This is a genomic window from Mycobacterium sp. MAC_080597_8934, from assembly GCF_000523975.1.
In the GTDB taxonomy this organism is placed as follows: Bacteria; Actinomycetota; Actinomycetes; order Mycobacteriales; family Mycobacteriaceae; genus Mycobacterium; species Mycobacterium avium.
In genome coordinates, this window is the sequence record NZ_JAOS01000029.1 from 151,382 (window position 1) to 173,027 (window position 21,646).

At 66.4% G+C, this 21,646-nt stretch carries 22 protein-coding genes; 10 read left to right on the top strand and 12 right to left on the bottom strand.

Going from position 1 to position 21,646, the window contains the following annotated elements; genetic code table 11:
• Positions 1 to 4: 4 nt before the first annotated feature.
• On the bottom strand, positions 5 to 406 hold the full coding sequence (locus NF20_RS17675; RefSeq protein ID WP_224097168.1) for a hypothetical protein: 402 nt from the start codon (positions 404 to 406) through the stop codon (positions 5 to 7).
• Between the two features lie 201 nt (positions 407 to 607).
• On the opposite strand from NF20_RS17675, the gene NF20_RS17680 reads away from it, so the two are divergent.
• The 3 genes from NF20_RS17680 (at position 608) to NF20_RS17690 (ending at position 2,608) form a co-directional block, all read left to right on the top strand.
• On the top strand, positions 608 to 1,351 hold the full coding sequence (locus tag NF20_RS17680; protein WP_019732529.1) for a hypothetical protein: 744 nt from the start codon (positions 608 to 610) through the stop codon (positions 1,349 to 1,351).
• Complete coding sequence (locus tag NF20_RS17685) at positions 1,348 to 1,953, top strand: hypothetical protein (protein ID WP_011723858.1); 606 nt, start codon at positions 1,348 to 1,350, stop codon at positions 1,951 to 1,953. The genes NF20_RS17680 and NF20_RS17685 overlap by 4 nt, the downstream gene beginning before the upstream one ends.
• A gap of 133 nt (positions 1,954 to 2,086) precedes the next feature.
• Positions 2,087 to 2,608, top strand: coding sequence for a hypothetical protein (locus tag NF20_RS17690; protein WP_003872966.1), 522 nt, complete (start codon positions 2,087 to 2,089; stop codon positions 2,606 to 2,608).
• Between the two features lie 72 nt (positions 2,609 to 2,680).
• Here the strand turns inward: NF20_RS17690 and NF20_RS17695 are convergent, their stop codons facing one another.
• From NF20_RS17695 to NF20_RS17740, 11 genes are all read right to left on the bottom strand, one after another.
• Positions 2,681 to 4,411 carry an MCE family protein gene (locus tag NF20_RS17695; RefSeq protein WP_019732528.1) on the bottom strand — a complete coding sequence of 577 codons (1,731 nt, stop codon included), beginning with the start codon at positions 4,409 to 4,411 and terminating at the stop codon, positions 2,681 to 2,683.
• Positions 4,412 to 5,719: an MCE family protein gene (locus NF20_RS17700; RefSeq protein WP_033717364.1), complete on the bottom strand. Its 1,308-nt coding sequence runs from the start codon at positions 5,717 to 5,719 to the stop codon at positions 4,412 to 4,414.
• Positions 5,716 to 7,143 (bottom strand): MCE family protein, encoded by a 1,428-nt coding sequence (locus NF20_RS17705; protein ID WP_019685578.1) that lies wholly within the window; start codon positions 7,141 to 7,143, stop codon positions 5,716 to 5,718. Before NF20_RS17705 ends, NF20_RS17700 begins: the two co-directional genes overlap by 4 nt.
• Positions 7,140 to 8,258, bottom strand: coding sequence for an MCE family protein (locus NF20_RS17710; RefSeq protein WP_003872970.1), 1,119 nt, complete (start codon positions 8,256 to 8,258; stop codon positions 7,140 to 7,142). Before NF20_RS17710 ends, NF20_RS17705 begins: the two co-directional genes overlap by 4 nt.
• The gene (locus NF20_RS17715; protein WP_010948961.1) at positions 8,258 to 9,280 is read right to left on the bottom strand and encodes an MCE family protein; all 1,023 of its coding nucleotides are present in this window, start codon (positions 9,278 to 9,280) and stop codon (positions 8,258 to 8,260) included. The genes NF20_RS17710 and NF20_RS17715 overlap by 1 nt, the downstream gene beginning before the upstream one ends.
• Complete coding sequence (locus NF20_RS17720) at positions 9,277 to 10,539, bottom strand: MCE family protein (protein ID WP_019732526.1); 1,263 nt, start codon at positions 10,537 to 10,539, stop codon at positions 9,277 to 9,279. Before NF20_RS17720 ends, NF20_RS17715 begins: the two co-directional genes overlap by 4 nt.
• Before the next feature lie 19 nt (positions 10,540 to 10,558).
• Positions 10,559 to 11,404, bottom strand: coding sequence for an MlaE family ABC transporter permease (locus NF20_RS17725; RefSeq protein ID WP_011723854.1), 846 nt, complete (start codon positions 11,402 to 11,404; stop codon positions 10,559 to 10,561).
• A 10-nt stretch (positions 11,405 to 11,414) separates the two neighbouring features.
• On the bottom strand, positions 11,415 to 12,233 hold the full coding sequence (locus tag NF20_RS17730; RefSeq protein WP_011723853.1) for an MlaE family ABC transporter permease: 819 nt from the start codon (positions 12,231 to 12,233) through the stop codon (positions 11,415 to 11,417).
• 5 nt (positions 12,234 to 12,238) lie between these two features.
• Positions 12,239 to 12,394 carry a hypothetical protein gene (locus NF20_RS27310; protein ID WP_155256776.1) on the bottom strand — a complete coding sequence of 52 codons (156 nt, stop codon included), beginning with the start codon at positions 12,392 to 12,394 and terminating at the stop codon, positions 12,239 to 12,241.
• 221 nt (positions 12,395 to 12,615) lie between these two features.
• Positions 12,616 to 13,821, bottom strand: a complete 1,206-nt coding sequence (locus NF20_RS17735; RefSeq protein WP_011723852.1) for a CaiB/BaiF CoA transferase family protein — start codon at positions 13,819 to 13,821, stop codon at positions 12,616 to 12,618.
• The gene (locus NF20_RS17740) at positions 13,818 to 15,389 is read right to left on the bottom strand and encodes an aldehyde dehydrogenase family protein (RefSeq protein WP_019734234.1); all 1,572 of its coding nucleotides are present in this window, start codon (positions 15,387 to 15,389) and stop codon (positions 13,818 to 13,820) included. The genes NF20_RS17735 and NF20_RS17740 overlap by 4 nt, the downstream gene beginning before the upstream one ends.
• 252 nt (positions 15,390 to 15,641) lie before the next feature.
• Between NF20_RS17740 and NF20_RS17745 the strand changes: the two genes are divergently transcribed.
• The 7 genes from NF20_RS17745 (at position 15,642) to NF20_RS17775 (ending at position 21,641) form a co-directional block, all read left to right on the top strand.
• Positions 15,642 to 16,343 (top strand): SDR family NAD(P)-dependent oxidoreductase, encoded by a 702-nt coding sequence (locus NF20_RS17745; RefSeq protein ID WP_003877305.1) that lies wholly within the window; start codon positions 15,642 to 15,644, stop codon positions 16,341 to 16,343.
• Between the two features lie 58 nt (positions 16,344 to 16,401).
• Positions 16,402 to 16,602, top strand: a complete 201-nt coding sequence (locus NF20_RS17750; RefSeq protein WP_003872980.1) for a ferredoxin — start codon at positions 16,402 to 16,404, stop codon at positions 16,600 to 16,602.
• A 38-nt stretch (positions 16,603 to 16,640) separates the two neighbouring features.
• Complete coding sequence (locus NF20_RS17755; protein ID WP_009975059.1) at positions 16,641 to 18,005, top strand: cytochrome P450; 1,365 nt, start codon at positions 16,641 to 16,643, stop codon at positions 18,003 to 18,005.
• Between the two features lie 93 nt (positions 18,006 to 18,098).
• Positions 18,099 to 18,545, top strand: a complete 447-nt coding sequence (locus NF20_RS17760) for a hypothetical protein (RefSeq protein ID WP_019734423.1) — start codon at positions 18,099 to 18,101, stop codon at positions 18,543 to 18,545.
• A 55-nt stretch (positions 18,546 to 18,600) separates the two neighbouring features.
• A complete protein-coding gene (locus NF20_RS17765; RefSeq protein WP_019734422.1) occupies positions 18,601 to 19,491 on the top strand; it encodes a hypothetical protein in 891 nt (296 codons plus the stop codon).
• A complete protein-coding gene (locus NF20_RS17770; protein WP_019734421.1) occupies positions 19,488 to 20,051 on the top strand; it encodes a hypothetical protein in 564 nt (187 codons plus the stop codon). The genes NF20_RS17765 and NF20_RS17770 overlap by 4 nt, the downstream gene beginning before the upstream one ends.
• A 216-nt stretch (positions 20,052 to 20,267) precedes the next feature.
• Positions 20,268 to 21,641, top strand: coding sequence for an alpha/beta hydrolase (locus tag NF20_RS17775; RefSeq protein ID WP_033713127.1), 1,374 nt, complete (start codon positions 20,268 to 20,270; stop codon positions 21,639 to 21,641).
• Positions 21,642 to 21,646: the final 5 nt, after the last annotated feature.

Here is a 21,646-nt window from a genome sequence, read left to right on the forward strand (position 1 = left end):
GCGGCTACGTGTCGGCGCGGATCCAGCTCATGATGCCGTCGTGCGGATAACACACCAGGAACAGACCGTCGGGCGCCTGCGCGACGTAGTTCTGATAGTTCTGGCACTCGGTGTTTTCTTCCTTGACTCCCGCCATCGGCGGTGACCGGAACCATCTGGGCTGGTATCTCCTCGGCGAGCCGCAGAACATCAGCCGTCCCGGCTGCGCGCCGGGGGGTACGACGCTGTCATCGACACCGAAGACGTAATAGGTGGTGTTATCGCATGGAGCGCCCAGAACCTGGTGCGGCATGATGCCCGGAGTGCAGGCGGGGTAGTCGCACACAGTCGGCCCCGCCAAGGACGGTGGCGCCGCCAGCACGCCCGCGCAGAGCAACGCAGCAACCAGGGCCACGATTGATCGCACCCGATTACTCTGCCATACCTGAAAAGAAAATTCTCCTGCTTGGAGAAGATGACGCGGGACCGGTCGCCGTCACCGTCGTGCCGCAGCCGACGCCAGTGCGTCCCACGCGCGGTGCAGTGCGCATTTCCGCATGTGAGAGCCGCCCGGGAAGCCGGCCGACGAGGGCGTCGAGCTCAGGCCCGAGTGATAAGCTGCTTCTCCGTGCACCATCCGGAGGGGACTGACGCCGACCGGTTCGACGCCGCCTCGACGCCCACCCCGGAAGTGGACGCCGAAGACGAAGTCGCTAAGGCCGAGGCGCGCGCCGCAGCGGCGCGGGAACGCCTGTCGAGGCTGCGCGCAGCGGCCGGAACCACCGGCGACGACGCCGCCGCCGAAGACGTCGAACAGCGTGCCACGAAGTCGGCCCGGGGCCGGCTGCGCCTCCCGCGGCGCCCCGGACGGCCGCGCTGGCTCCGCCTTCCGGGGCGCAGGGCAATCGCCGCCGGCGCCGGGATCCTGCTCGCCTCGGCATCGCTCGGCGCGAGCGGCTACATGGTCTGGCAACACCGGGTCGCCGCACACAACCGGCAGCTGTCGGACGAGTACGCCGCCGCGGCCCGGCAAGATGTCGTGCTGCTGATGTCGCTGAACGCCCAGCACGCCAGGGAGGACATCCAGCGCGTCATCGACGCCTGCACCGGCGATCTCAAGAAGCAATTGGAAGCGACGTCAGGCCTCATGTTGCAAAAGGCAGAGGAGTCGAAGGCCAGCAGCAAGGCAACCGTGGAAGCCGTCGGCGTCGAGTCGATGAGTCACGACTCGGCGGTCGTGCTGGTCGCGGCGAAAACCGATGTCACCAACGCGGACAACACGAACCGGCCACCCGTCGTGTGGCGGATCAGCGTTGGCCTCACGCGCGACGGCGGTCAGCTCAAAATGTCGAAAGTCGATTTCCTGCAATGACTGTCGAGCATGGTTCGTCGCTGGACGACGTGGAGACCACCGACAGGACGGAATCGCCGTCCGCGGGATCTGCTCGCGCCGGTAGGCTTGCCACCATCAAGCTCTGGGCCGGCCGGTGCGCGGCGCGGTGGCGTTCCATTGTCGCGACGGCGTTGGTCGCCGGCGCGGTCGGCGTCACCGTCAGCCTGTACTTCGTTCTGTACCGGCCGGATCAGCGCGTCGGCGACGCGGCCGCACACCGGGCAGTGCAAGCGGCGTCGGACGGTGCCGCGGCGGTGCTGTCCTATGCGCCCGAAAGCTTGAACCGTGATTTCGCGAAGGCGCAGTCGTATCTCACCGGTGATTTTCTCGCCTACTACACCAAGTTCACCGAGCAGATCGCGGCGCTGGCGCAGCAGAAGCAGGTCACCGAAACCGCGAAGGTGGTGCGGGCCGCCGTCTCGGAGTTGCATCCGGACTCGGCCGTCGTACTGGTGTTCATCAACCAGACGGCCACCAGCAAGCAGAAGCCCGAACCGCAGACGACCGCGAGCAGCGCCCGCGTGACGTTGACGAAAGTCAAGGGTTCCTGGCTGATCTCGAAGTTGGATCCGCTGTCGTGACCGCGTCCGTCTTTGGCTCAATCGATTCCGCGCCGCCGGCTCCGGTGTTATTCTCAGCCCGCGAGAACGCCGGCAACCGACGCCGAAAAGCTGCCGTAGGCACTGTCGGTTCATTCCCGCCGAGGAGCACCTGATGCGTTCAGTTCGAACTCTCACCACCGCAACGCTGGTCGCTGCCACCGCATTCGGCGGTCTCGGCGCCGCGGCCACAGCAGGGGCGACAACCAAGGAAGAAGTGGCCGTCAACGGAACGTTCCGCGCCACGTCCATCGGCGACTGGGCCCAGCGCAACGACCAGTACTTCGAAGAGCCGACGGTCGTCCAGACCTGGACCATCAGCTCGACGTGCGACACCTTTCAGGAATGCCATGGCACGGTGACCAGCGACCTGGGATGGACTGCCCCCCTTTATATGAGCGACGGGCAGATGTGGAAGGTGAAACACGAGGTGCCGAATTGGGAGCGGTGCGAGGACGGCACCGCGTTCACCGGGCAGCAGACCTTCTATTTCTACCCGGTGAACGAATACGGCGGCTATCAGCTCGGGTCATCGACCTTCGCCGGGAAGGACAAGACGGTCGGCCCGAGCGGCGCGTGCGGGCAAAACCAGTGGCTCGACATCGCGATGCCGCTGCGCCTGGACAAGCTGAGCTGAGCGAGCACCGCGGCCCCAATACGCTTACCCTGCACTGCTTTTGGTGCGTAGCGCCTTGACCGCTGCGCGGTGTTACGTGGGCAGCATGTCCTTCCATGTCTTGGGCGCTTTCTGGGTCACCAAATCCGACTGCTGATACAGCTTTCCGTCCGGCCCGACGTAACGACCGGTGCGCGGATCGTATTTGGCCACCACGACCGACGGCGCGGGCTTGGATGCCTTGCCTGCGAACGCGCTTGGCGCGGCCTGGGGCGCTGCGCCGTCGACCTGATCCGGTGCCGCGGGCGCCGGTGGTGGCGGTGGCGGCGGGGGAAGTTCCGTCGGCGTCGGGACGTCGAGCGGCGCTATGGGCGGCAGGTCGGCCGACATTCTCGACATGGGCGCCAGCGCCGGTGGTCCCGACGACGGCACCGGCGGCACGGCCGCCCCGACCGAACCCGGTGGCGGATTCTCCCCTCGAGGCCCAGCCGGCGCACCGCGCGGCACGGCCCCCGGCGGCAGCGGCGTCCCCTCGACGGGTCCGAAGATCCTGTCGTTGACGGTGACCCGGTCATCGGGCGGGACGCCCTGAGCAAGCAGATTCGGATCCAGTGGGTAGGGACCCAGGACATGCTGTTTCATCGCCAGCGGCATGAAAGGCTGGTCGCTGTTGCAGATTTCGACGGTGGGCGCCCGCTTGCCCGGGTGTCCCATGCAGGGATAGTTGCGGGCACCGCGGACCGAGAGCGGCGAATCCTGCGGCAGTTTGCAATACAACCCGTCCGGCGTGTCGATGTCACTGAGGTCGTCCGGGGATCGCCAGGTGTTGGGAGGCATGAAGCCGACGGTGCAGATCGGCGGGTCGTCGATCGTCAGCGCGAAGTCACCCTGGGCGGTGCCCTCGGGATGGTTCGGGGCCGCGGCCGCCTGCTCGATGGCAACCGCGGACGGCAGCAACACCAGCAGTTGCTCGAGCGAAGGATGGTAGGTGATGCCGATCTGACCGATGGTGGTCAGGTTGGCGAGCAGCACCGGCAGCGTCGGCTTGATCTGATCGAGCAGTCGCGACGCTTCGTTCGCGGTCTCGGGACCCTTTTCCAGGATGGTGCGGAAGTGGGAATCGTTGTTCACCATCACATCCGAGATGCCGGCGAAGCTACGCGCCCAGGTTCTGATCGAATCGGTGGTTTGTGCCTGGGTATCCAGCAACGGCCCGGTGTCTTCGGTGAGGGCGCGGGTGCGATCGACGACGCCGTTGGCGTCGCGGGACAACGTCTGCGAGGAGTCGATCAGCGATCCAAGGTCGTAACCGGAACCATTGAAGCCCTGGAACGACTCGTCGAGCAATTGGCCGAGTTTGGTCTTCGGGATGCTTTGGACCAGGGCATTGACCTGATCCAGCATTGGCCCGACCGGCTGCGGAATCTTGGTGTCTCGCATGGCGATCACCGATCCGTCGTGCAGGTAGGGCGGTGAATTGGTCCTCGGCCGCAAGTCCACGTACTGCTCACCCACCGCGGACACGCTGAGCACCTCCGCGGTCAGGTCCGCGGGGACCTTCGGTGAAGTGCTAAGCGACAGAGTCGCTTTCACACCGCTCGGGGTCAGCCCCACCGCGGTGACCTTACCGAGCTGAACCCCGCGGTAGGTCACGTTGGAAAACCGGTACAGGCCGCCGGTGGCCGGCAACTCCAGCGTCACCGTCATCCGGCCGATGCCCAGCAGGGTCGGCGCCTGAATGTAGAAGAGCGCCATCGAGATCACGCCGATGGTCCCGGCGATCAGGAAGATCGCCAGCTGGATCCGGACGAAGCGCGTCAGCATCTATCCGCCACCTTCCGTCGGTGCCGTTGCCGCAGGCGGTGTTTGGCCGAGACCCGCGTCGGGCAGCGATGCCGCGCCGGGCGGAGGTCCGGGCAGCGGTGCCGCGCCCGGCGGGGGCCCCGGCAGCGGAGCCGCGCCCGGCGGAGGCCCCGGCAGCGGATCACCCACGATCTGCCTGGGTCCCGGACCGACCCACGGCGGCCGCAGCGGGTCGTGCAGCGGATCGTGGGTGTATTGCAGGTAATACGGGTCGCCGGGCTCCGGCACCAGCGGCTGGTCCAGCTGGCCCCAGTGGGTTCCCAACATCAGGCCACGCTTGAGCCGTGGGATCGACAGGTCCAAATCAACGTGCAGGTTGAAGTAGTCGCCTCGCACCGCCCGGTCGACGAAGTTCTGGGTGAACGGGAATACGAACCCCGCCGCGATCGCGGTGCCGAACTCCGGTCCGACGTCGGCGAGCGCGCGGATGGTCGGCTCCAGGTTCTTGAGGTTCTGCACCAGGTCGGCCTGGGAGTCGTTGACCAACCGGGTGGCGGTGTTGCTGAAGACGCGCAGCTTGTCCAGCGCGGCGGTCAGGCGCGGCCGCTCCTTGATCAGCACATCGAGTGCCGGCGGTACCTTCTGCAGCGCCTGGCTGACAACGTCGCGTTGCTCGGCGAATGTGCCGGCGAGGCGGTTCAGCGCCTGGATGGAGCCGACGATGTTGTCGCGTTGATCGTCCAGCGTTCCGACGAACGTGTCGAGGCGAGTGATCAGGTCACGCACCGCGCCCTCGCGCCCGGACAGCGCGGCGGAGAAGTTGTGGATGATCTCGCCGATCTGTCCAAGCCCTCCCCCGTTGACTACCGCACCCAGCGACGACAGCGTCTGCTCGGTCGACGGGTAGGCCGACGACCGGCTGAGCGGGATGGTGGCACCCGGCTGCAACCGCCCGCTCCCCTGCTGGCCGAGCGGCGTATTGAGTTCGACGTGCATCGACCCCAGCAGGCTGGTCTGGCCGACGGTGGCCACCACGTTGGCCGGGACGACGACATCGCGCTTCACCGAGATCTCGACGTCGGCATGCCAGCCCTGCACCCTCATCTGACCGACGCTGCCGACCACGACGTCGTCGATCATCACCGGCGAATTCGACTCCATCGTGCCGACATTCGGGAGCTCGACATGGTAGATGTTGGCCCCCGGCCCGCGCCCGACCGCGCCGGGCAGCGGTAGTGAATTCAGGCCGTGGAATGCGCATCCCGTGGCGGTCACCATCACGCAACAGCTGATGGCGAACACCCGGCGGGCCGCTACTCGGGCGATCATTGTTGTGGCCCTTGCGCCGGCAGCAGCATGCCGGACACGCCCGGTTCCGGGGGCGGTGGCGGCGGCATCGGTGTCGATGGCGGCGGCGGCAGCGGCATCGCTGCGCCCGGTATCCGCGCAGGCGGCTCCGCCCCCGGCGGTCCCACGGGATCACCGGGCAGGCCGGTGTAGGCCGACACCGCGGGCGGGATCTCGGGCGGTCCGGGCTTCGGGCCCTCGCCGCCGGGGGCGAGGCGCGGTTCGCTGTAGAGGATCTTGGACGGGTCCACCGACTTCTGCAGGAAGATATTGATCGGAATCGGCAGGTTGTTGAAGTTGAGCACCCGCAACCCGGGCCCGAGGAACAGCGAGCACAGCTTGCCCGATTCGACCGCGGTGATGTTCTCGATGGCACCGACTGCCGTGCAGCCGGGCACGGGCAGCGGAACCATGAGGCCCGAGAACGTCGGGTTCGCGAAGTTCATGATCCCGAACCCGCCGACGATGGTTCCGGTGTCGGCGTTGTAGTCGTTGAAGAAGTTGCCCAGCGCGTTCGGCGCCGCGTGCAGGATGTTTTCCAGATCCATGTGGTGATCCACCAAAATCTGTGTGACATCGGCCAACCGGGCAATCTGCTCGCTGGTCTGGTTACGCGTTCCGGCGATGAAACGCTGCACCTCGCCGACCGCCGTCGACAGATCGGTCAGCGCCGCGTCCAGGTCCGACTTGCTGTCATTGACGACGCTGGTGAGCGTGGCCAGTCGGTCGTTGAACTGCACGATCTGGACGTTGCTGTCGCGCAACGCGCCGACGAAGGTCTGCAGGTTTTTGATGATGTCGACGATGTTGCCGCTGCCGTTGGCAAGGATGCGGCCCACGCCCGACAGTTGAGCCAGTGTCTGCCGGAGCTTGTCGCCGTTGCCGTCGAGCGCATTGGCGGCGCTGTCGATGAACCGGCCCACCGACGTCCCCGACACGCCACTCTTGGGCCCCAAATCCGTTGCCAGCCTCATCAATTGGGTCTTGACCTCGTCCCACTCGACCGGCACGGCGGTCCGTTCCACGGGTATCACCGCACCGTCGGGCATGACCGGCCCGCTGTCGCGGTAGGCCGGCGAGAGTTGGACGTAGCGGGCGGACACCAGGTTCGAGGCGACGATAACCGCCTTGGCGTCCGCCGGAATCGGCACATCATGGTCGACCTTGAGCGTCATCTTGGCCTGGGTGCCTTGGGGCTCAATGGATTTGATGTTGCCGACCTTGACACCCGATACCCGCACCTCGTCGTTGGGGTAAATCGCGGTGGCGGTGGTGAAGTAGGCGGTGATCGTCTTTTGCCCGAAAAACGTGTTGCGGACGAGCACGGCGGCGCCGGCGACGATGAGTCCGACCAGGACAACGGCCGCCAGCGCCGCCAGCCTGTTGCGGGGGACCCGGGGGCTCATTGCGACCCTCCGACCCGGCCACCCAACGTGCAGCCGGGGCATACCGGAATCCCGTTGTACGGCCAGGGAATCAGCGACCGAGGAACCGGCGAGGGGTGGCCCGGACCGAGAGCCGTGTCGAAGGTGCGGAATCCCCACAGGTAGTCGAGGAACGGCTGGAAGAGTTGCGGTGCAAGGAAGTTCGGGACGAATGCCGAGTAGGCGTACATGCTCGAGATCGCCTCGCCCACCGTGATCTCGAATTTCTTGAGGCCCGGCAGCGCCTTGCTGATGTTGTCGCGGTTCTTTTCCAGCATCGCGGTGACCGAGTTCAGTCTCTCCAGCGTCGGCGCCAGCTTGCTTTCGTTGTCGTGCACCAACGCCGTCAGCTGCTTGGCCACCGCCGACGTGTTGGCCAGCAGGTCCACGATCTCCTGCCGGCGCGCCACCAGGACTTGGAGCAGCACGTCGGAGTTGAGGATGAGCTTGTTGACCTGCTGGCTGCGTTCGGAAAGAACTCCGGTGACATCGCCGGCGCTCTTGAACAGCTCACCGAGGTTCTTGTTGCGGCTGTTGAGGGTTCGCGACAAGCGAGTGAGCGCGTCGAAGGCCGGCCCCATCTGGGGTGCGATCTGATCGAGCGTCGCAGCCAGCGTGTCCAACGACTGGTTCAGCGCCGTGGTGTTCGTCCCGGCGGTGTCGGTGGTCAAGTCGCTGACCGCTTCGGTCAGCGAGTACGGCGACGACGTGCGCGACACCGGAATCAGTGCCATCGGGTGCATGGTGCCGGTGCCGGCGGACTCCAGCGTCAGCATCCGCTCACCCAGCAGCGTCCCGGTGCGGATGTGCGCGGTGGTCTCCGACCCGAGCAGGATGTTGCCCTTCAGCGCAAAGGTCACCAGGGCGTCGCCGCGATGCAGCTTCACGTCCGACACGGTGCCGACCTTCATTCCCGACACCACCACGGGGTTGCCGGTGGCAAGGCCGCCGGCCTCGGTGAACAGCGCCTGGTACCTGACCATGGTCGCCCACGCGATGAACCGGTCCGGCGACAGTCCCACCAGGATGACCATCACCGCCAGGACGACACCGATGAGCCCGGCCTTGACGAGCCCAGATCCGCGATACTTGAGCATCAGGGTTCCGTGCACCTTCCAGCATCTGAACGGAATATGGGAGCTCGCACCGTCTTGCCCTGAAGGTCCGTGCCGCGCAGCTCCAACATGCATAGGTAGTAGGGGATGGTGGCGCCGTTCGCGCCGAGCCGAACCAGCTTGCGATAGTTCTTGGGCGCCTTGCCAATTGCCGCGTCGAGACGGTCCTTGTCGTTGTCGAGAATCGGCGCCAGCCGATTCAACTGATCGATGGTTCCGGTCAGCGGCGGCCGCGCCTGGGCAAGCAGATCCGCCAGTGAGGCGGTTCCCCGGTCCAGGGCGTCGATGGCGGAACCGATGGTGTTGCGGTCATCGGACAGTCCGCTGACGAGACGCTCGAGGCGATCGACCGCGCCGGAAAACTGTTTGCCGTCTTTGGAGATCGTGCCGATCACGATGTTGAGGTTGTCGATCAGTTGCTGCACGGTTTGGTCGTTGTCGGCCAGGGCATTCGAGAACGACGTCGCCTTGGTGAACAGCGAGTCGAGAGTGCCGCCCTGCCCCTGGAAGACCTGCAGGAGTCCTGAGGTCAACGCGTTGACGTCGCGCGCATTCAGGCCCTGGGTAACGGGTTTGAGCCCGCCGAGCAGCAGGTCGAGATCGAGCGCCGGCGCGGTGCGACTGACGGGAATCTGACCGCCGGCCGGCAGCCGCTTGGGCGAGCCCGGACCGTCGACCAGTTCCAGGTAGCGATCGCCGACCAGGTTGAGGTAGCGGACCGCCGCCCGGGTGCCCTCGGTGAGGACGATGTTGCGGTCGGCGTCGAACTTCACCACGACCTTTTTGTCCGGCTGCAACGAAACGCTGTTGACCGTGCCCACCCGGATCCCGGCGACCCGCACCGACTGCCCCGGCTTGAGCCGCGACACGTCGGTGAACACCGCCGAATAGCCGTTCGTCGCACCCGTGCGGTACTGGCCGAAGATGAAGAACAGGAAGGCGGTCAGCATCGCCATCACAACCGCGAAGATGGCGAACTTGATCAGTGTGGCGCGTGTTCTCATCCGGGCATCCCCACCTGTGCGGAGTTGCGGGGCGGGCCCGCGATCGGCCCGTACAACAGCTGCTTGAGCAGATCGGAGTTGATCAGCAGCTGCGGGTTTCCGTATCCGACCGGGTTGGCCCCGATGTCGGTGATGAATTGCGGCGGGTTGGTGTTGAACGGCAGGGTCGGCAGGCCCATGCACTTGGGGCCGCCGGTGGCCGCGACCTTGGGCAGGTTCGTCGGGTAGCGATAGCGTTCGCCGCCCCAGGTGAGGCTCGCCGAGATGTTGATGCTCGGTTCCGACAGCGGCGGACCGTGCGCGATGGTTATCAGCCCGCCGAAACTGCAAGTGAGCGCCGGCCCGTACTCGTTGGTCAGATCGGTCGTCGGCACGAGTAGATGCAGCACGTTCGTCAGCGGTTGGCGGTTCGTCGACAAGACGTCATTGCCGATGTCGGCCAAGCCGATCGCGCTGATCAGCAGCGCGTCCAGGTTGTGCTGTTCGTCGACCAGTGTCTTGCTGATCCGGGTCGCGTTGGCCGCGGTCTTCACCAGGTCGGGCGCCGCGTCGGCATAGGCGTTCGACACCGTCGGCAGGACGGAGAGGTCATGGCGGAACGCGGGAAGGCTCGGCTCCAGCCGGGCGAGGAACGAATCCAGGTCGCTGAGCGACTGGCCCAGCTGTGGGCCGCGACCACTGAACGCTTGGGCAAGCGCACCCAGGGACTCGTTGAGTTTCGGCGGGTCGATGTGCGACAGCACCGACACCAATTCCTGGAACACCGTGTTGATTTCGACCATGACATGCTGGCCCTGCAGCGTCTGACCGGCGCGCAGCCGCTGGGCCGAGGGTTGGGCGGGTTCCACCAGTTGGATCGACTTGGCGCCGAACACCGTCGACGACGCGATGTCGGCCAGCACGTTGCTCGGGATGAAGTGCATCTGCGACGGGTCCATCGCGAGGTGTATGGCCGCTTGGCCGTTGGGCAGTGATTCGATGGAGGCGACCTTGCCCACCTGCACGCCGCGCATCTTGACCTTGGCGTCCGGGTTCATGACCAGACCGGCTCGTTGCGAAATCACCGTCACCGGAACGGTTTCAGTGAACGAACCCTGAAACAGGCCGACCGCCACGGCGAAGATCAGGCCGATGATGAGGATGGTGGCCAGTCCGAGCAGGGGCGGCAGGTAATTCCGCCCCGCGGGCGGGTGGGCATGGCCCGGCCGCGGGGGTCGACCGGCGATCGCGCCGCGACCGGCTGGCACATTCTGCGTCACTGCCGTTTCACCTCCTCTGCTAACCGGAAAGGTTGAAGTTGCCGTTCGTACCGTAGATAGACAGCGAGACCAACAGCGTCACCGACACCACGACGATGAGCGACGTGCGCACCGCGTTGCCGGTGGCGTTGCCGACACCGGCCGGCCCGCCGGAAGCGAAATAGCCGTAGTACGTGTGGATCAACAGGATGGTCAGCGCCATCAAAATCGCCTGCAGGAAGGACCACAACAAGTCGATGGGGTTCAGGAACGTGTTGAAGTAGTGCTGGTACAAACCCTGTGACTGCCCCAGCAGGAACGTCGTGGTGAACTGACTGGCCACGAACGACAGGATCACGGCGATGCTGTACAACGGCGTGATCGCCAGCATCCCGGCCAGGATCCTGGTGCTCACCAGGTAGGCAACCGGCCGAATTGCCATGCTCTCCAACGCATCAACTTCCTCGTTGATCCGCATGGCGCCCAACTGAGCCGTCACGCCGGCGCCGAAGGTGGCCGCCAGCCCGATCCCGGCGACCACCGGCGCCGCGATGCGCACGTTGATGAACGCGGCCAAAAAGCCGGTCAGCGCCTCGATGCCGATGTTTCCCAGCGAGGTGTACCCCTGAATGGCCAGCGTGCCGCCCGCTGCCAGCGTCAGGAAGCCGACGATCACCACCGTTCCGCCGATCATCGCCAAAGTGCCTGCGCCCATGCTGATCTCGGCGACCAAGCGGACGACCTCGCGCGTGTAGCGGGTAGCCGCGAAGGGCATCCCGGCGAGCGCTTTGCCGTAGAACAGCGCATGATCGCCGATCCCCGCCAGCAGGGCGACCGGCCGCTCGAGTTGGCGGGTCAGTCGTGGGTATGCAGCCCTCAGCGCCACCGACAGCCTCCTACTTCGCCGTCATCTTGATGCCGATCGCCGTGACGACCACGTTGACGACGAACAGGGACATGAACGCATACACCACGGTTTCATTCACCGCGTTGCCGACCGCCTTCGCGCCGCCACCGGTGATCGACAGGCCCCGATAACAGGCGACCAAACCGGCGATGAGGCCGAAAAGAGCTGCCTTGATACAGGAAATGACGACCTCGGGCACGCCCGTCAGCAAGGTGATACCGGCGGCGAACGCACCGGGATTGACGTCTTGCACAAACACCGAAAAGACGTAGCCACCGAGGACGCCGATGATGACGACCAGGCTGTTGAGCAAGAAGGCCACCAAACCGGAAGCCAGCATGCGCGGCGTCACCAGGCGCTGAATCGGATTGATGCCGAGCACTTCCATCGCGTCGATCTCTTCACGAATCGTGCGCGACCCCAGGTCCGCACACATGGCGGTGGCACCCGCACCGGCCACGATCAACACCGTGACCAGCGGGCCGAGCTGGGTGACCGCACCGAACGCGGCGCCCGCGCCGGACAGATCCGCCGCGCCCAGTTCACGCAACAGGATGTTGAGCGTGAAGCTGACGAGCACGGTAAACGGGATGGCTACCAACAGGGTTGGGGCCAACGACACCCGCGCGACGAACCAGGATTGCTCCAGAAACTCCCGCCACTGGAACGGCCGGCGAAACAAGTACTTGACCGCGTCGGCCGACATGGCGAACAAGGCTCCGACGGCCTGCATCGCCCCGGACACGTCGACCTTCAGTCGCAGCGCGGGCAACCCCGTAGACCATCGCTCGGCACGCAAATCCGCCATCGGCCTCAGACCCTTCCCCGCGTTACGAGACCGTCAGTCTTGTTCTTGGGCAACGGCTGCGGTAAATTCAGCAGAATTGACGGCTGTGAATTCGTACCGGCGACGGCGAAATGCCCGGCGGGCAGCTGGTTTTCGGCACCGATGGCCGCTGCTTCGCTCACGCCAGACCTCCGTTCTGTCGCGTGAGTTGGCGCCGCAAAACGAGGGGCTCCACGTCTTGAAGCGTCCGGCGATTATGACTCATGCCGCGTCCAGGCGGAGCGAAAAATGCATAACCGTTATCGCGCGCTCGGCGCTTTGCGCAAACGCGTAAGGCACCCGCGTGCCAACACATGCGACAGTCCGCTCAGGCATGTCAGGGGCTGCTCCAGTCCGGTAGTGCTCAGGTGACGGCGCCGGCCGTCTTGAGTTCGATGATGCGGTCCCAGTCGAGGCCGAGCTCCATCAGGATCTCGTCGGTCTGCTCGGCGAATCCGGGGGCCGGCCCGGTCTGCGGTGCTGCGACGTCGAACTGTACCGGGTTGGCGACGAGCTCCAGCTCGCCCGCCCGCACGATGTACTCGTTCGCCCGGATCTGGGCGTCGTCGGCCGCTTGCAGGGTGTCCTGGACCGGCGCCCACGGCCCGGCGAGGGTGGCGAAGCGCTCGGTCCATTCGGCCAACGTCCGGGTGGCGATGGCCTTGGTCAGCAGTTCCACCGCGTCCGCCGTGTTGGCGGCGATGTTTTCGGCCGTGTCGAAGCGCGGGTCGTCGGCCAGCTCGGGCAGGTCGACATGCCGGCACACGTCGGCCCAGAACTTGGTGGGCTGCATCATCACGAAGGAGATATAGCGGCCGTCGGAGGTCGTGTACAGCCCCACCAACGGATTGTTCGGCGCGCCGTGCACTCCGGGCGGCGGTGATTCCAGCCGCTGGTGCAGATGATTGGTCAGCGCGACGGTGTGGCCCAGCGACCACAGACCGCTGCCCAGCAGCGAGACGTCGACGACGGACGGTTCGCCGGTGCGCTCCCGCTTGAGCAGTGCCGCCGCGATCCCGCCGGCCAGGTTGGTGCCCGAGATGGTGTCACCGTAGGCCGGTCCGGGCGGGGCGATCATTCCCGGCATGCCGGCGGGCGTGATCGTCGCAGCGGTTCCCGCCCGGCACCAGAAGGCGGTCATGTCGTAGCCACCCTTTTCCGATTCGGCGCCCCGGGGGCCGAGCGCGCTCCCTCGGGCGTAGACGATCTTCGGATTGACCGTACGAATGTCGTCGACATCGATGCCGAACTTCTTCCGGTGAGCGGGAAGGAAGCTCGTGAGGAACACATCCGAGCGGCGGGCCAACTCGTAGAGCACTTCCTTGCCCTCCGGCACCGATATGTCCAGCCCGATGCTGCGCTTGCCGCGGTTGGCGTGCTCGATGTTGGGGTTGGGATCGCCCTCGACGCGCAGCATCCCGGTCTGGCGGAGCCCACGCTGCGGGTCACCGGTCACCGCGTGCTCGACCTTGACCACCTCGGCGCCCCACTCGGCCAGCACGGCGCCCGCCGACGGGACGAACCCGTACATGGCGACTTCCAGGACGCGGATGCCTTCCAGCGGCCTCATGCGAGCGCCCCCTCGGCCGGCCCCGCGACAACGGCAAAGGTCTTGCGCTCCAAGAACTCTTCCAATCCCGCAACCCCCATCTCGCGGCCCACGCCGGACTGCTTGAAACCCCCGAACGGGCTGTCGGCGCCAAAGTAATTGCCGCCGTTGATCGAAAAGGATCCGGTGCGGATCCGGCGCGCCACGGCCAGCGCCCGTTCCTGGTCGCCGCTGAACACCGCGCCGGCCAGTCCGTAGATCGAATTGTTGGCGATGCGCACCGCGTCGTCGTCATCGTCGAACGCGATCACCACGAGCACCGGCCCGAAGATCTCCTCTTGGGCGATCTCGCTGTCCGGGTCGACATTGGTCAGCAGCGTCGGCGCATAGAAGAAGCCGGGATCCAGCCGCTTGCCCCCGGTGACCAGGGTGGCGCCGGCGGCCACCGCCCGCTGGACCATGCCGTCGACCTTGTCGCGCTGCCGCTCGTTGATCAGCGGGCCCATGTAGGTCTTGGGGTCGGCCGGATCGCCGTGCCGGACCTTGGCGAAGTTCTGCGCGATCAGTTCGACGATCTCGTCGTGATGCGAGCGGGGCACCAGCAGCCGGGAGGTGAGCGCGCAACCCTGGCCCGCGTGGGTGACCATGCTGAAGGCCGCGAACAGGGCCGCGCCGGCGAAGTCGGCGTCGTCGAGGATGATGGCCGCCGATTTGCCGCCCAGCTCCAGGAAGACGCGCTTGACGGTCTGGCTCGCGGCGGCCATGATCTCCCGCCCGACGGCGGTCGACCCGGTGAAGGTGATGACGTCGACGTCCGGGCTGGTGGTCAGGGCGACGCCCGCGGCCGGGTCCGCCGAACTGAGCACGTTGACCACGCCGGCGGGGATGTCGGTGTGGTTGGCGATCAGTTCGCCCAGCGCCAGGGTGACCAGCGGCGTGTCCGGGGCGCCCTTGAGCACCACGGTGCAGCCGGCGGCCAGCGCCGGCGCCAGCTTGGCCAGCGCCAACTGGTTCGGATAGTTGTAGGCGATGATGGCGCCCACCACTCCGGCGGCTTCCTTTTCCACCCAGCGGTGGTGGCGCAGGCCGCGCGATTCCTTCTCGCCGAGGTCTTCGGTGAACGGATAGCTGCGCAGCAGGTCGGCGTAGAAGCGCACGATTCCGATCGGCTCGTCGAGCTGAGCGCCGTGGGTTAGCGCACGGGTGGCGCCGACTTCGGCGATGGTGAGCTCCCGCAGCTCGTCGGCGTGCTCGAGCAGCGCCCGGTGCAGCTGGTCGAGGCAGCGGATCCGCAGCTCGACATCGGTGGCCCAGTCGGTGCCGTCGAATGCCCGGCGGGCCGCCGCGATGGCCGCTTCGGCCTCGGCCGTGCCGGCGTCGGGGGCGTGCCCGATCACCGCGCCCGTCGCGGGATTGATCGAGGGGAATGTCGTGCCGGCGGTGACCAGCCGGCCGTCGATCAACAGCCGGCGGTCGACATGGGCGGCGGGCGCGGCGTCGGCCGTCGCGGCGGTCGCTGAGCTCCCCGTGACGGGCTCTGCCGTGTCCTGGGCAGGCATTCCGGTACCCCCTGATGTGGTGGCGGTCACGATAATTTCATTCTCTTCCCCGGCGAATCTTACATTCGAGTTTCGATAATTCAAGAAAGTCTCAGGAATGAGATCGAGCTGCTGACCAGCGGCGCGAACGGCCGTACGCTGTGGATCCCGCCCTCTCCGTGCAGGCTGGACGCGGTGTTGTGCGCGTGTTGCACGCCGCTCCGAACGGAGAGTAAGGTTCTCATAATTGTAAGGGAGATTCTTTGTGACTGAAATGGCGTCCTTCGGAGCAGAGGCCTCGAGATGAAGACTGCGGTGGTCACCGGCGGCGGATCCGGCATCGGGCTGGCCGTCGTCGAGCGGTTGCGCGCCGACGGCTTGAACGTCGCCTCCATCGACCTGCGGCCGTCGGATGCGGAGCTGGCTTTCACCGCCGACGTCACCGACCGGTCGCAGGTGGACGCCGCGCTGTCGGCCATCCGCGCCCAACTCGGGCCGGTGACGGTGCTGGTGAACGCGGCGGGCCTGGACGGCTTCAAGAAGTTCAACAACATCACGTTCGAGGACTGGCAGCGGGTGATCGACGTCAACCTCAATGGCGTCTTCCACACCACCCAAGCGGTGTTGCCCGACATGATCGAGGCGGGCTGGGGACGCATCGTCAACATCTCTTCGTCGAGCACCCATTCGGGTGCGCCCTACATGAGTCATTACGTGGCGGCCAAGTCGGCGGTCAACGGCCTCACGAAGTCGTTGGCGCTGGAGTACGGGCCCAAGGGCATCACGGTCAACGCCGTGCCGCCGGGCTTCATCGACACCCCGATGCTGCGCGCCGCCGAGAAGAACGGGTTCCTGGGCGACATCGAGGAGACCATCGCCCGGACCCCGGTGCGCCGGATGGGCACGCCCCAGGACATCGCGGCGGCCTGCGCATTCCTGGTGTCCGAGGAAGCCGGCTACATCACCGGTCAGATCTTGGGCGTCAACGGCGGCCGCAACACCTGAACGGTAGGGATCGGTCAGCGGCGCCCGGCAACAAGCATCAGGTGAGAGGAGACAGCCCGTGAAGGTTTGGGTGGATTCGCAGCGATGCCAGGGCCACACCCTGTGTTCGATGATCGCCCCGGATTCGTTCCAGCTCAGCGACATCGACGGCAGTTCATCGGCGATCGACGAAGTGGTGCCCGCCGACCGCGAGGACCAGGTTCGCGAAGCCGCGCAATCGTGTCCGGAGCAGGCCATCATGATCACCGACGACGCCTGAACCGGCACCGACCAACAGACATCGAGGGAGACGAAGCGTTGAGTGTCGACGACGGCGTCAATGACAGCGACCGCAAGAAGAACCGGTATCACTTCGACCGGCATTCCCCGGACTATCGGTCGCGGTTCAAGGCGATCACCGAGGAGATGCACGCGAAGTGCCCGATGGCGTGGACGGACACCTACGGCGGGCACTGGGTGGCGGCCGGCAGCCACGAGGTCTTCGAACTCGCCCGTTGCCCCGCCGTGTCCAACGACCATGACATCAACGGCGAACGTCGTGGCTACAAAGGCATTTCGATCCCCACGGCCAGCCGCGTCAGCGCGGTGCGCGGCGGCATCCTGGAAATGGACGACCCCGAGCACCGCATCTATCGCACGGTGCTCAACCCGTACCTGTCGCCGGCGGCGGTCAAGCGCTGGGAGCCGTTCATCGACGAGGTGACCCGCGCCGCGCTGGACGAGAAGATCGAAGAGGGCAGCATCGACTTCGTCGACGACCTGGCCAACATCGTGCCGGCCGTCCTGACGCTGGCGATGCTGGGCATTCCGCTGAAGAAGTGGAAGATGTACAGCGAGCCGGTGCACGCTGCGGTCTACACGCCCGAGCACTCTCCCGACATCGAGCGCGTCACCGCCATGCACCGCGAGATGGGCCTCGACATGGTCAACAACATGCTCGAGATCCGCGAGAACCCGCGCCCCGGCATCGTGAATGCGCTGCTGCAGATGCGCATTGACGGGGAGCCCGCGCCGGACCTGGAAATCCTCGGCAACCTGGGGCTGGTCATCGGCGGCGGGTTCGACACCACGACCGCCCTGACCGCCCATTCGCTGGAATGGCTGTCCGAGCATCCCGAACAACGACAGCTGCTCAGCGACGAACGCAAAACGCTGCTCGATCCCGCCACCGAAGAGTTCCTGCGTTACTTCACCCCGGCGCCCGGCGACGGCCGCACCTTCTCCGAGGACTTCGAACTCGACGGCACCGTGTTCAAGGAGGGCGAGCGGCTGTGGATCTCCTGGGCGATGGCCAACCGCGACCCGGCGGTCTTCCACGACCCGGACGAGGTGATCCTCGACCGTAAGGGCAACCGGCACTTCAGCTTTGGGCTGGGCATCCACCGCTGCATCGGGTCGAACGTGGCGCGCACCGTGTTCAAGTCGATGCTCATCGCGGTGCTCGACCGGATGCCGGACTACCGCTGCGACCCCGAGGGCACCGTGCACTACGAGACCATCGGCGTCATCCAGGGCATGCGCAAGCTGCCGGCCACGTTCACCCCGGGCCGCCGGATCGGCGCCGGGCTGGACGAGACGCTGGAGAAACTGCAACGCATCTGCGACGAGCAGGAGCTCGCCCGGCCGATCACCGAGCGCAAGGAGGCCGCCGTCATCGACTAGGGTCTCGACGAACCGTTGACTGTCGCGATTTTTCGGAGTAGGCCCTGTTCAGCGTGACCGCGCCTTATATTCGGGCCACGAACCTGTGCAGAGATGGGAGACGGATCGGTGAAGCCTTTCGCCGTGGGCCTTGCGCTTGCCACCGCCGCGTTGACTCTTACGCCGACCGCGCACGCCGACATCCAGGTCGGCAACTACCGGGTGGACACGGCCCGGGATCCCGGCCACAGCTGGATCTGGGCGATCAGACCCTGCAGCTACGATCGAGGACCGGAATGTCTGACGGTTGAAGCGATTCCGCAACCGAACGGACAAGCGGCGTGGTGGAAGTCGGACGCACATCTGTCCAACGGCCGCTACACCATGGCAGTTGACGTTCCCGACGGTGTGCGCTGCGTGGTCCAGTTCTTTCCCTCGCACGATGTTTACTCGTGGGACCCGGCGACGATGTCGGGTCAGGTCGACTCGACGTTCGACACCGGTTGCGGCGGCGGACCGGGGGGCAGCAACAGTTGGCCGTTCTCGCTCGTGCGATGGTAGCCGCGTGAGACCTATAGGAGTCAGTCGATCATGAGGGCGACGGGCAGCGAGCACCATGGCTGACGCGAAGAAGCCGCCGCACGATTCGGCCACCTCCGACGAGGACGTGAAGGCGTTGCTCGAGGAGGCCGAGGCCGAAGCGGCCGAAGCCGAAGCGCTGGCCGCGGCGGCGCGCGCCCGCGCTCGTGCCGCCCGGCTCCGGCGGGAAGCGCAGGCTCAGGCGGCGAAGGCCGCTGCAGAAACCTCCGAAGCCGACGAGCATGCGGCCGACGACGAGCCGGCGGAGACCGACGATGAGGTCTCCGACAGCGTGGAAGCAACCGACGCCGACGACACGGAGACCACGCAAGCGGAGACCAAGGAGGCGGCCAAGGAAACCGAGCCCAACGAGGAAGCCGCCGAGGAAACCGCCGAGGACGCAGAATCGGAATCCAAGGCCCGCTCCCGGCGCCGCCTGCGGTTGCCGTCGTGGTCCGTGGCGTGGAAGGCGGCCGTCATCGCCCTCATCTGTGCCTTCGTCGCCGCCAGCGGATACATGATGTGGGAGCGCCATCAAACCACCGAGCGCAACCAGCGCATCGCGAACTTCCTGGCGGCTGCCCGGCAAGGGGTGGTCAACATGACGTCCCTGGACTTCAACAAGGCCAAGGAGGACGTCCAGCGGGTGATCGACAGCTCGACCGGCCAGTTCCGCGACGACTTCCAGCAGCGTGCAAAGGATTTCACCACCGTCGTCGAGCAGTCCAAGGTGGTCACCCAGGGCACCGTGAACGCGGCGGCCGTGCAATCCATCGACGGGAATTCCGCATTGGTGCTCGTCGCGGCGACATCACGGATCACCAACGCCGCCGGCGCCAAAGACGAGCCGCGCAACTGGCGGCTCAAGGTGACCGTCACCGACGAGGGCGGACAGTACAAGATGTCCAAACTGGAGTTCGTTCCATGAGCGAGGACAACCGCAGCAGGGACGCCGCCGACGACTCTGCTGACCGGCCCGAACCCGGTCGGCCCCGCGCGCGACGCAACGTGAAAGTTGTTCCGATCGTTCTGATTTCGCTTCTGCTGATTTCCGGCGCCGGGACGGCCTGGCTCTACTTCAAGGAGTACCTGCCGGACAAGCGCACTGACGCCCGGGTCGCGAGCGCGGTGGTCAATGCGGCGTCCGACGGAACGGTCGCGCTGCTGTCCTACTCGCCCGACACGCTCGACAAGGACTTCGCCGCCGCCAAGTCGCACCTGTCCGGAGATTTCCTGTCGTACTACAACCAATTCACCGAGCAGATCGTGGCTCCGGCCGCCAAGCAGAAATCGCTGAAAACCAACGCCCGGGTGTTGGGGGCCGCGGTTTCGGATCTACATCCGGACTCGGCCGTCGTGCTGGTGCTGGTCGACCAGAGCACCACCAGCAAGGACAACCCCGACCCGGCGATGGCGTCCAGCAGCGTGCTGGTGAGTCTGACCAAGGTCAACGGCAAGTGGCTCATCACCAAATTCGACCCGGTCTAGGCGCCCGGTGAATGCCGTTGCGCCGCCGGCGTTCACTGTGCGCTGACGGCGACGACACGCCGACAACGGCCGCCGTGGCGTGACAATCAACGCGGTGACTTCGCGCTGCGGCCCGCGGGCACCCAGACGGCCTCCAAGAATCCGTCAAGGATTCCGCGAGGCCGGCATTCGATCCTCTTCTCAGCCGAACCATCGATGCGCCGAGGAGGAATCGCCATGCCGAGCAACCACATTTCGCTGATGCATGGTTGGCTGCCGGTGGCGATCCAGGCCGTGGCCGGGATAACGCTGAGCCTGGCCGCCGGATGGCGGTCGCGTCGCTGGCGGCTGTTGTGGCTGCCGTCCGCCGCGGTTTTGGGCGTGGCGACGGCCGTCGGGGCGCACCGCTGCATCAGCACGCGGGCCCCGCAGGCGCTGTTCGTCTGGATCGCGTTGGCCGGCATGGCGATCGCGATCCTGCTCCTGGGCTGGCGCGGTGCGCGGTGGTGGCGACGCGGGCTGTCCATCCTGGCCGTGCCGCTGTGTCTGCTCTGCTCGCTGCTGGTGCTCAACCAGTGGGTCGGCTACTTCCAGACCGTGCAGAGTGCGTGGAGCCAGTTCACCTCCGGTCCGCTGCCCGACCAGACCGACAGGGCCACCGTCACCACGCTGGCGGCGCTGGGCGCCAAACCGCCGCACGGCAGCCTGGTGCCGGTGCAGATCCCCGAGGACGCCTCGCATTTCAAGCATCGCGAGGAGCTGGTGTACCTACCGCCGGCGTGGTTCGCGAGCTATCCGCCGCCGCAACTGCCGACGGTGCTGATGATCGGCGGCATGGTCAACACCCCCGCCGACTGGGTGCGCGCCGGCAATGCGGTGGACACCGTCGACGCGTTCGCGGCCGCCCACGGTGGCAACTCGCCGGTGCTGGTGTTCGCGGACCCGGGCGGCGCATTGGACAACGACACCGAATGCGTCAACGGCAGCCGCGGCAACGCCGCCGAGCACCTGACCAAAGATGTTGTGCCCTATATGATTTCGACTTTCGGCGTCAGTAAGGACCCGTCCCGCTGGGGCATCGTCGGCTGGTCCATGGGCGGGACCTGCTCGGTGGACCTGACCGTCATGCATCCGGCGCTGTTCAGCGCGTTCGTCGACATCGACGGCGACCTGACCCCCAACACCGGAACCAGGGAGCAGACCATCGCCGACCTGTTCGACGGCAGTGCCGACGCGTGGGCGACATTCGATCCGACGACGGTGATCGCCCGCCACGGCCGCTACACCGGCGTGTCCGGATGGTTCGCGGTCTCCTCGACCGGCTCGCCGTCACCGCGCCGCGACGTCGACGCCGTCGACACCTCCGCGATGGCGGTCGCGGGCCGGGCCGCCGCCGATCCGGGTGACCAGGCCGCCGCTGCCGCCTCGCTGTGCGCGCTGGGCCGGGCCAACGGCATCGACTGCGCGGTCGTCGCCCAGGGCGGGCACCACGACTGGCCGACCGCCGGCACGGCCTTCGCCACCGCGTTGCCGTGGCTGGCCGGCCAGCTGGGCACTCCGGGGGCGAGCCGGATTTCCTTGCCCGGCAACGCCTCTCGGCAAGCGCTGTGACGGCG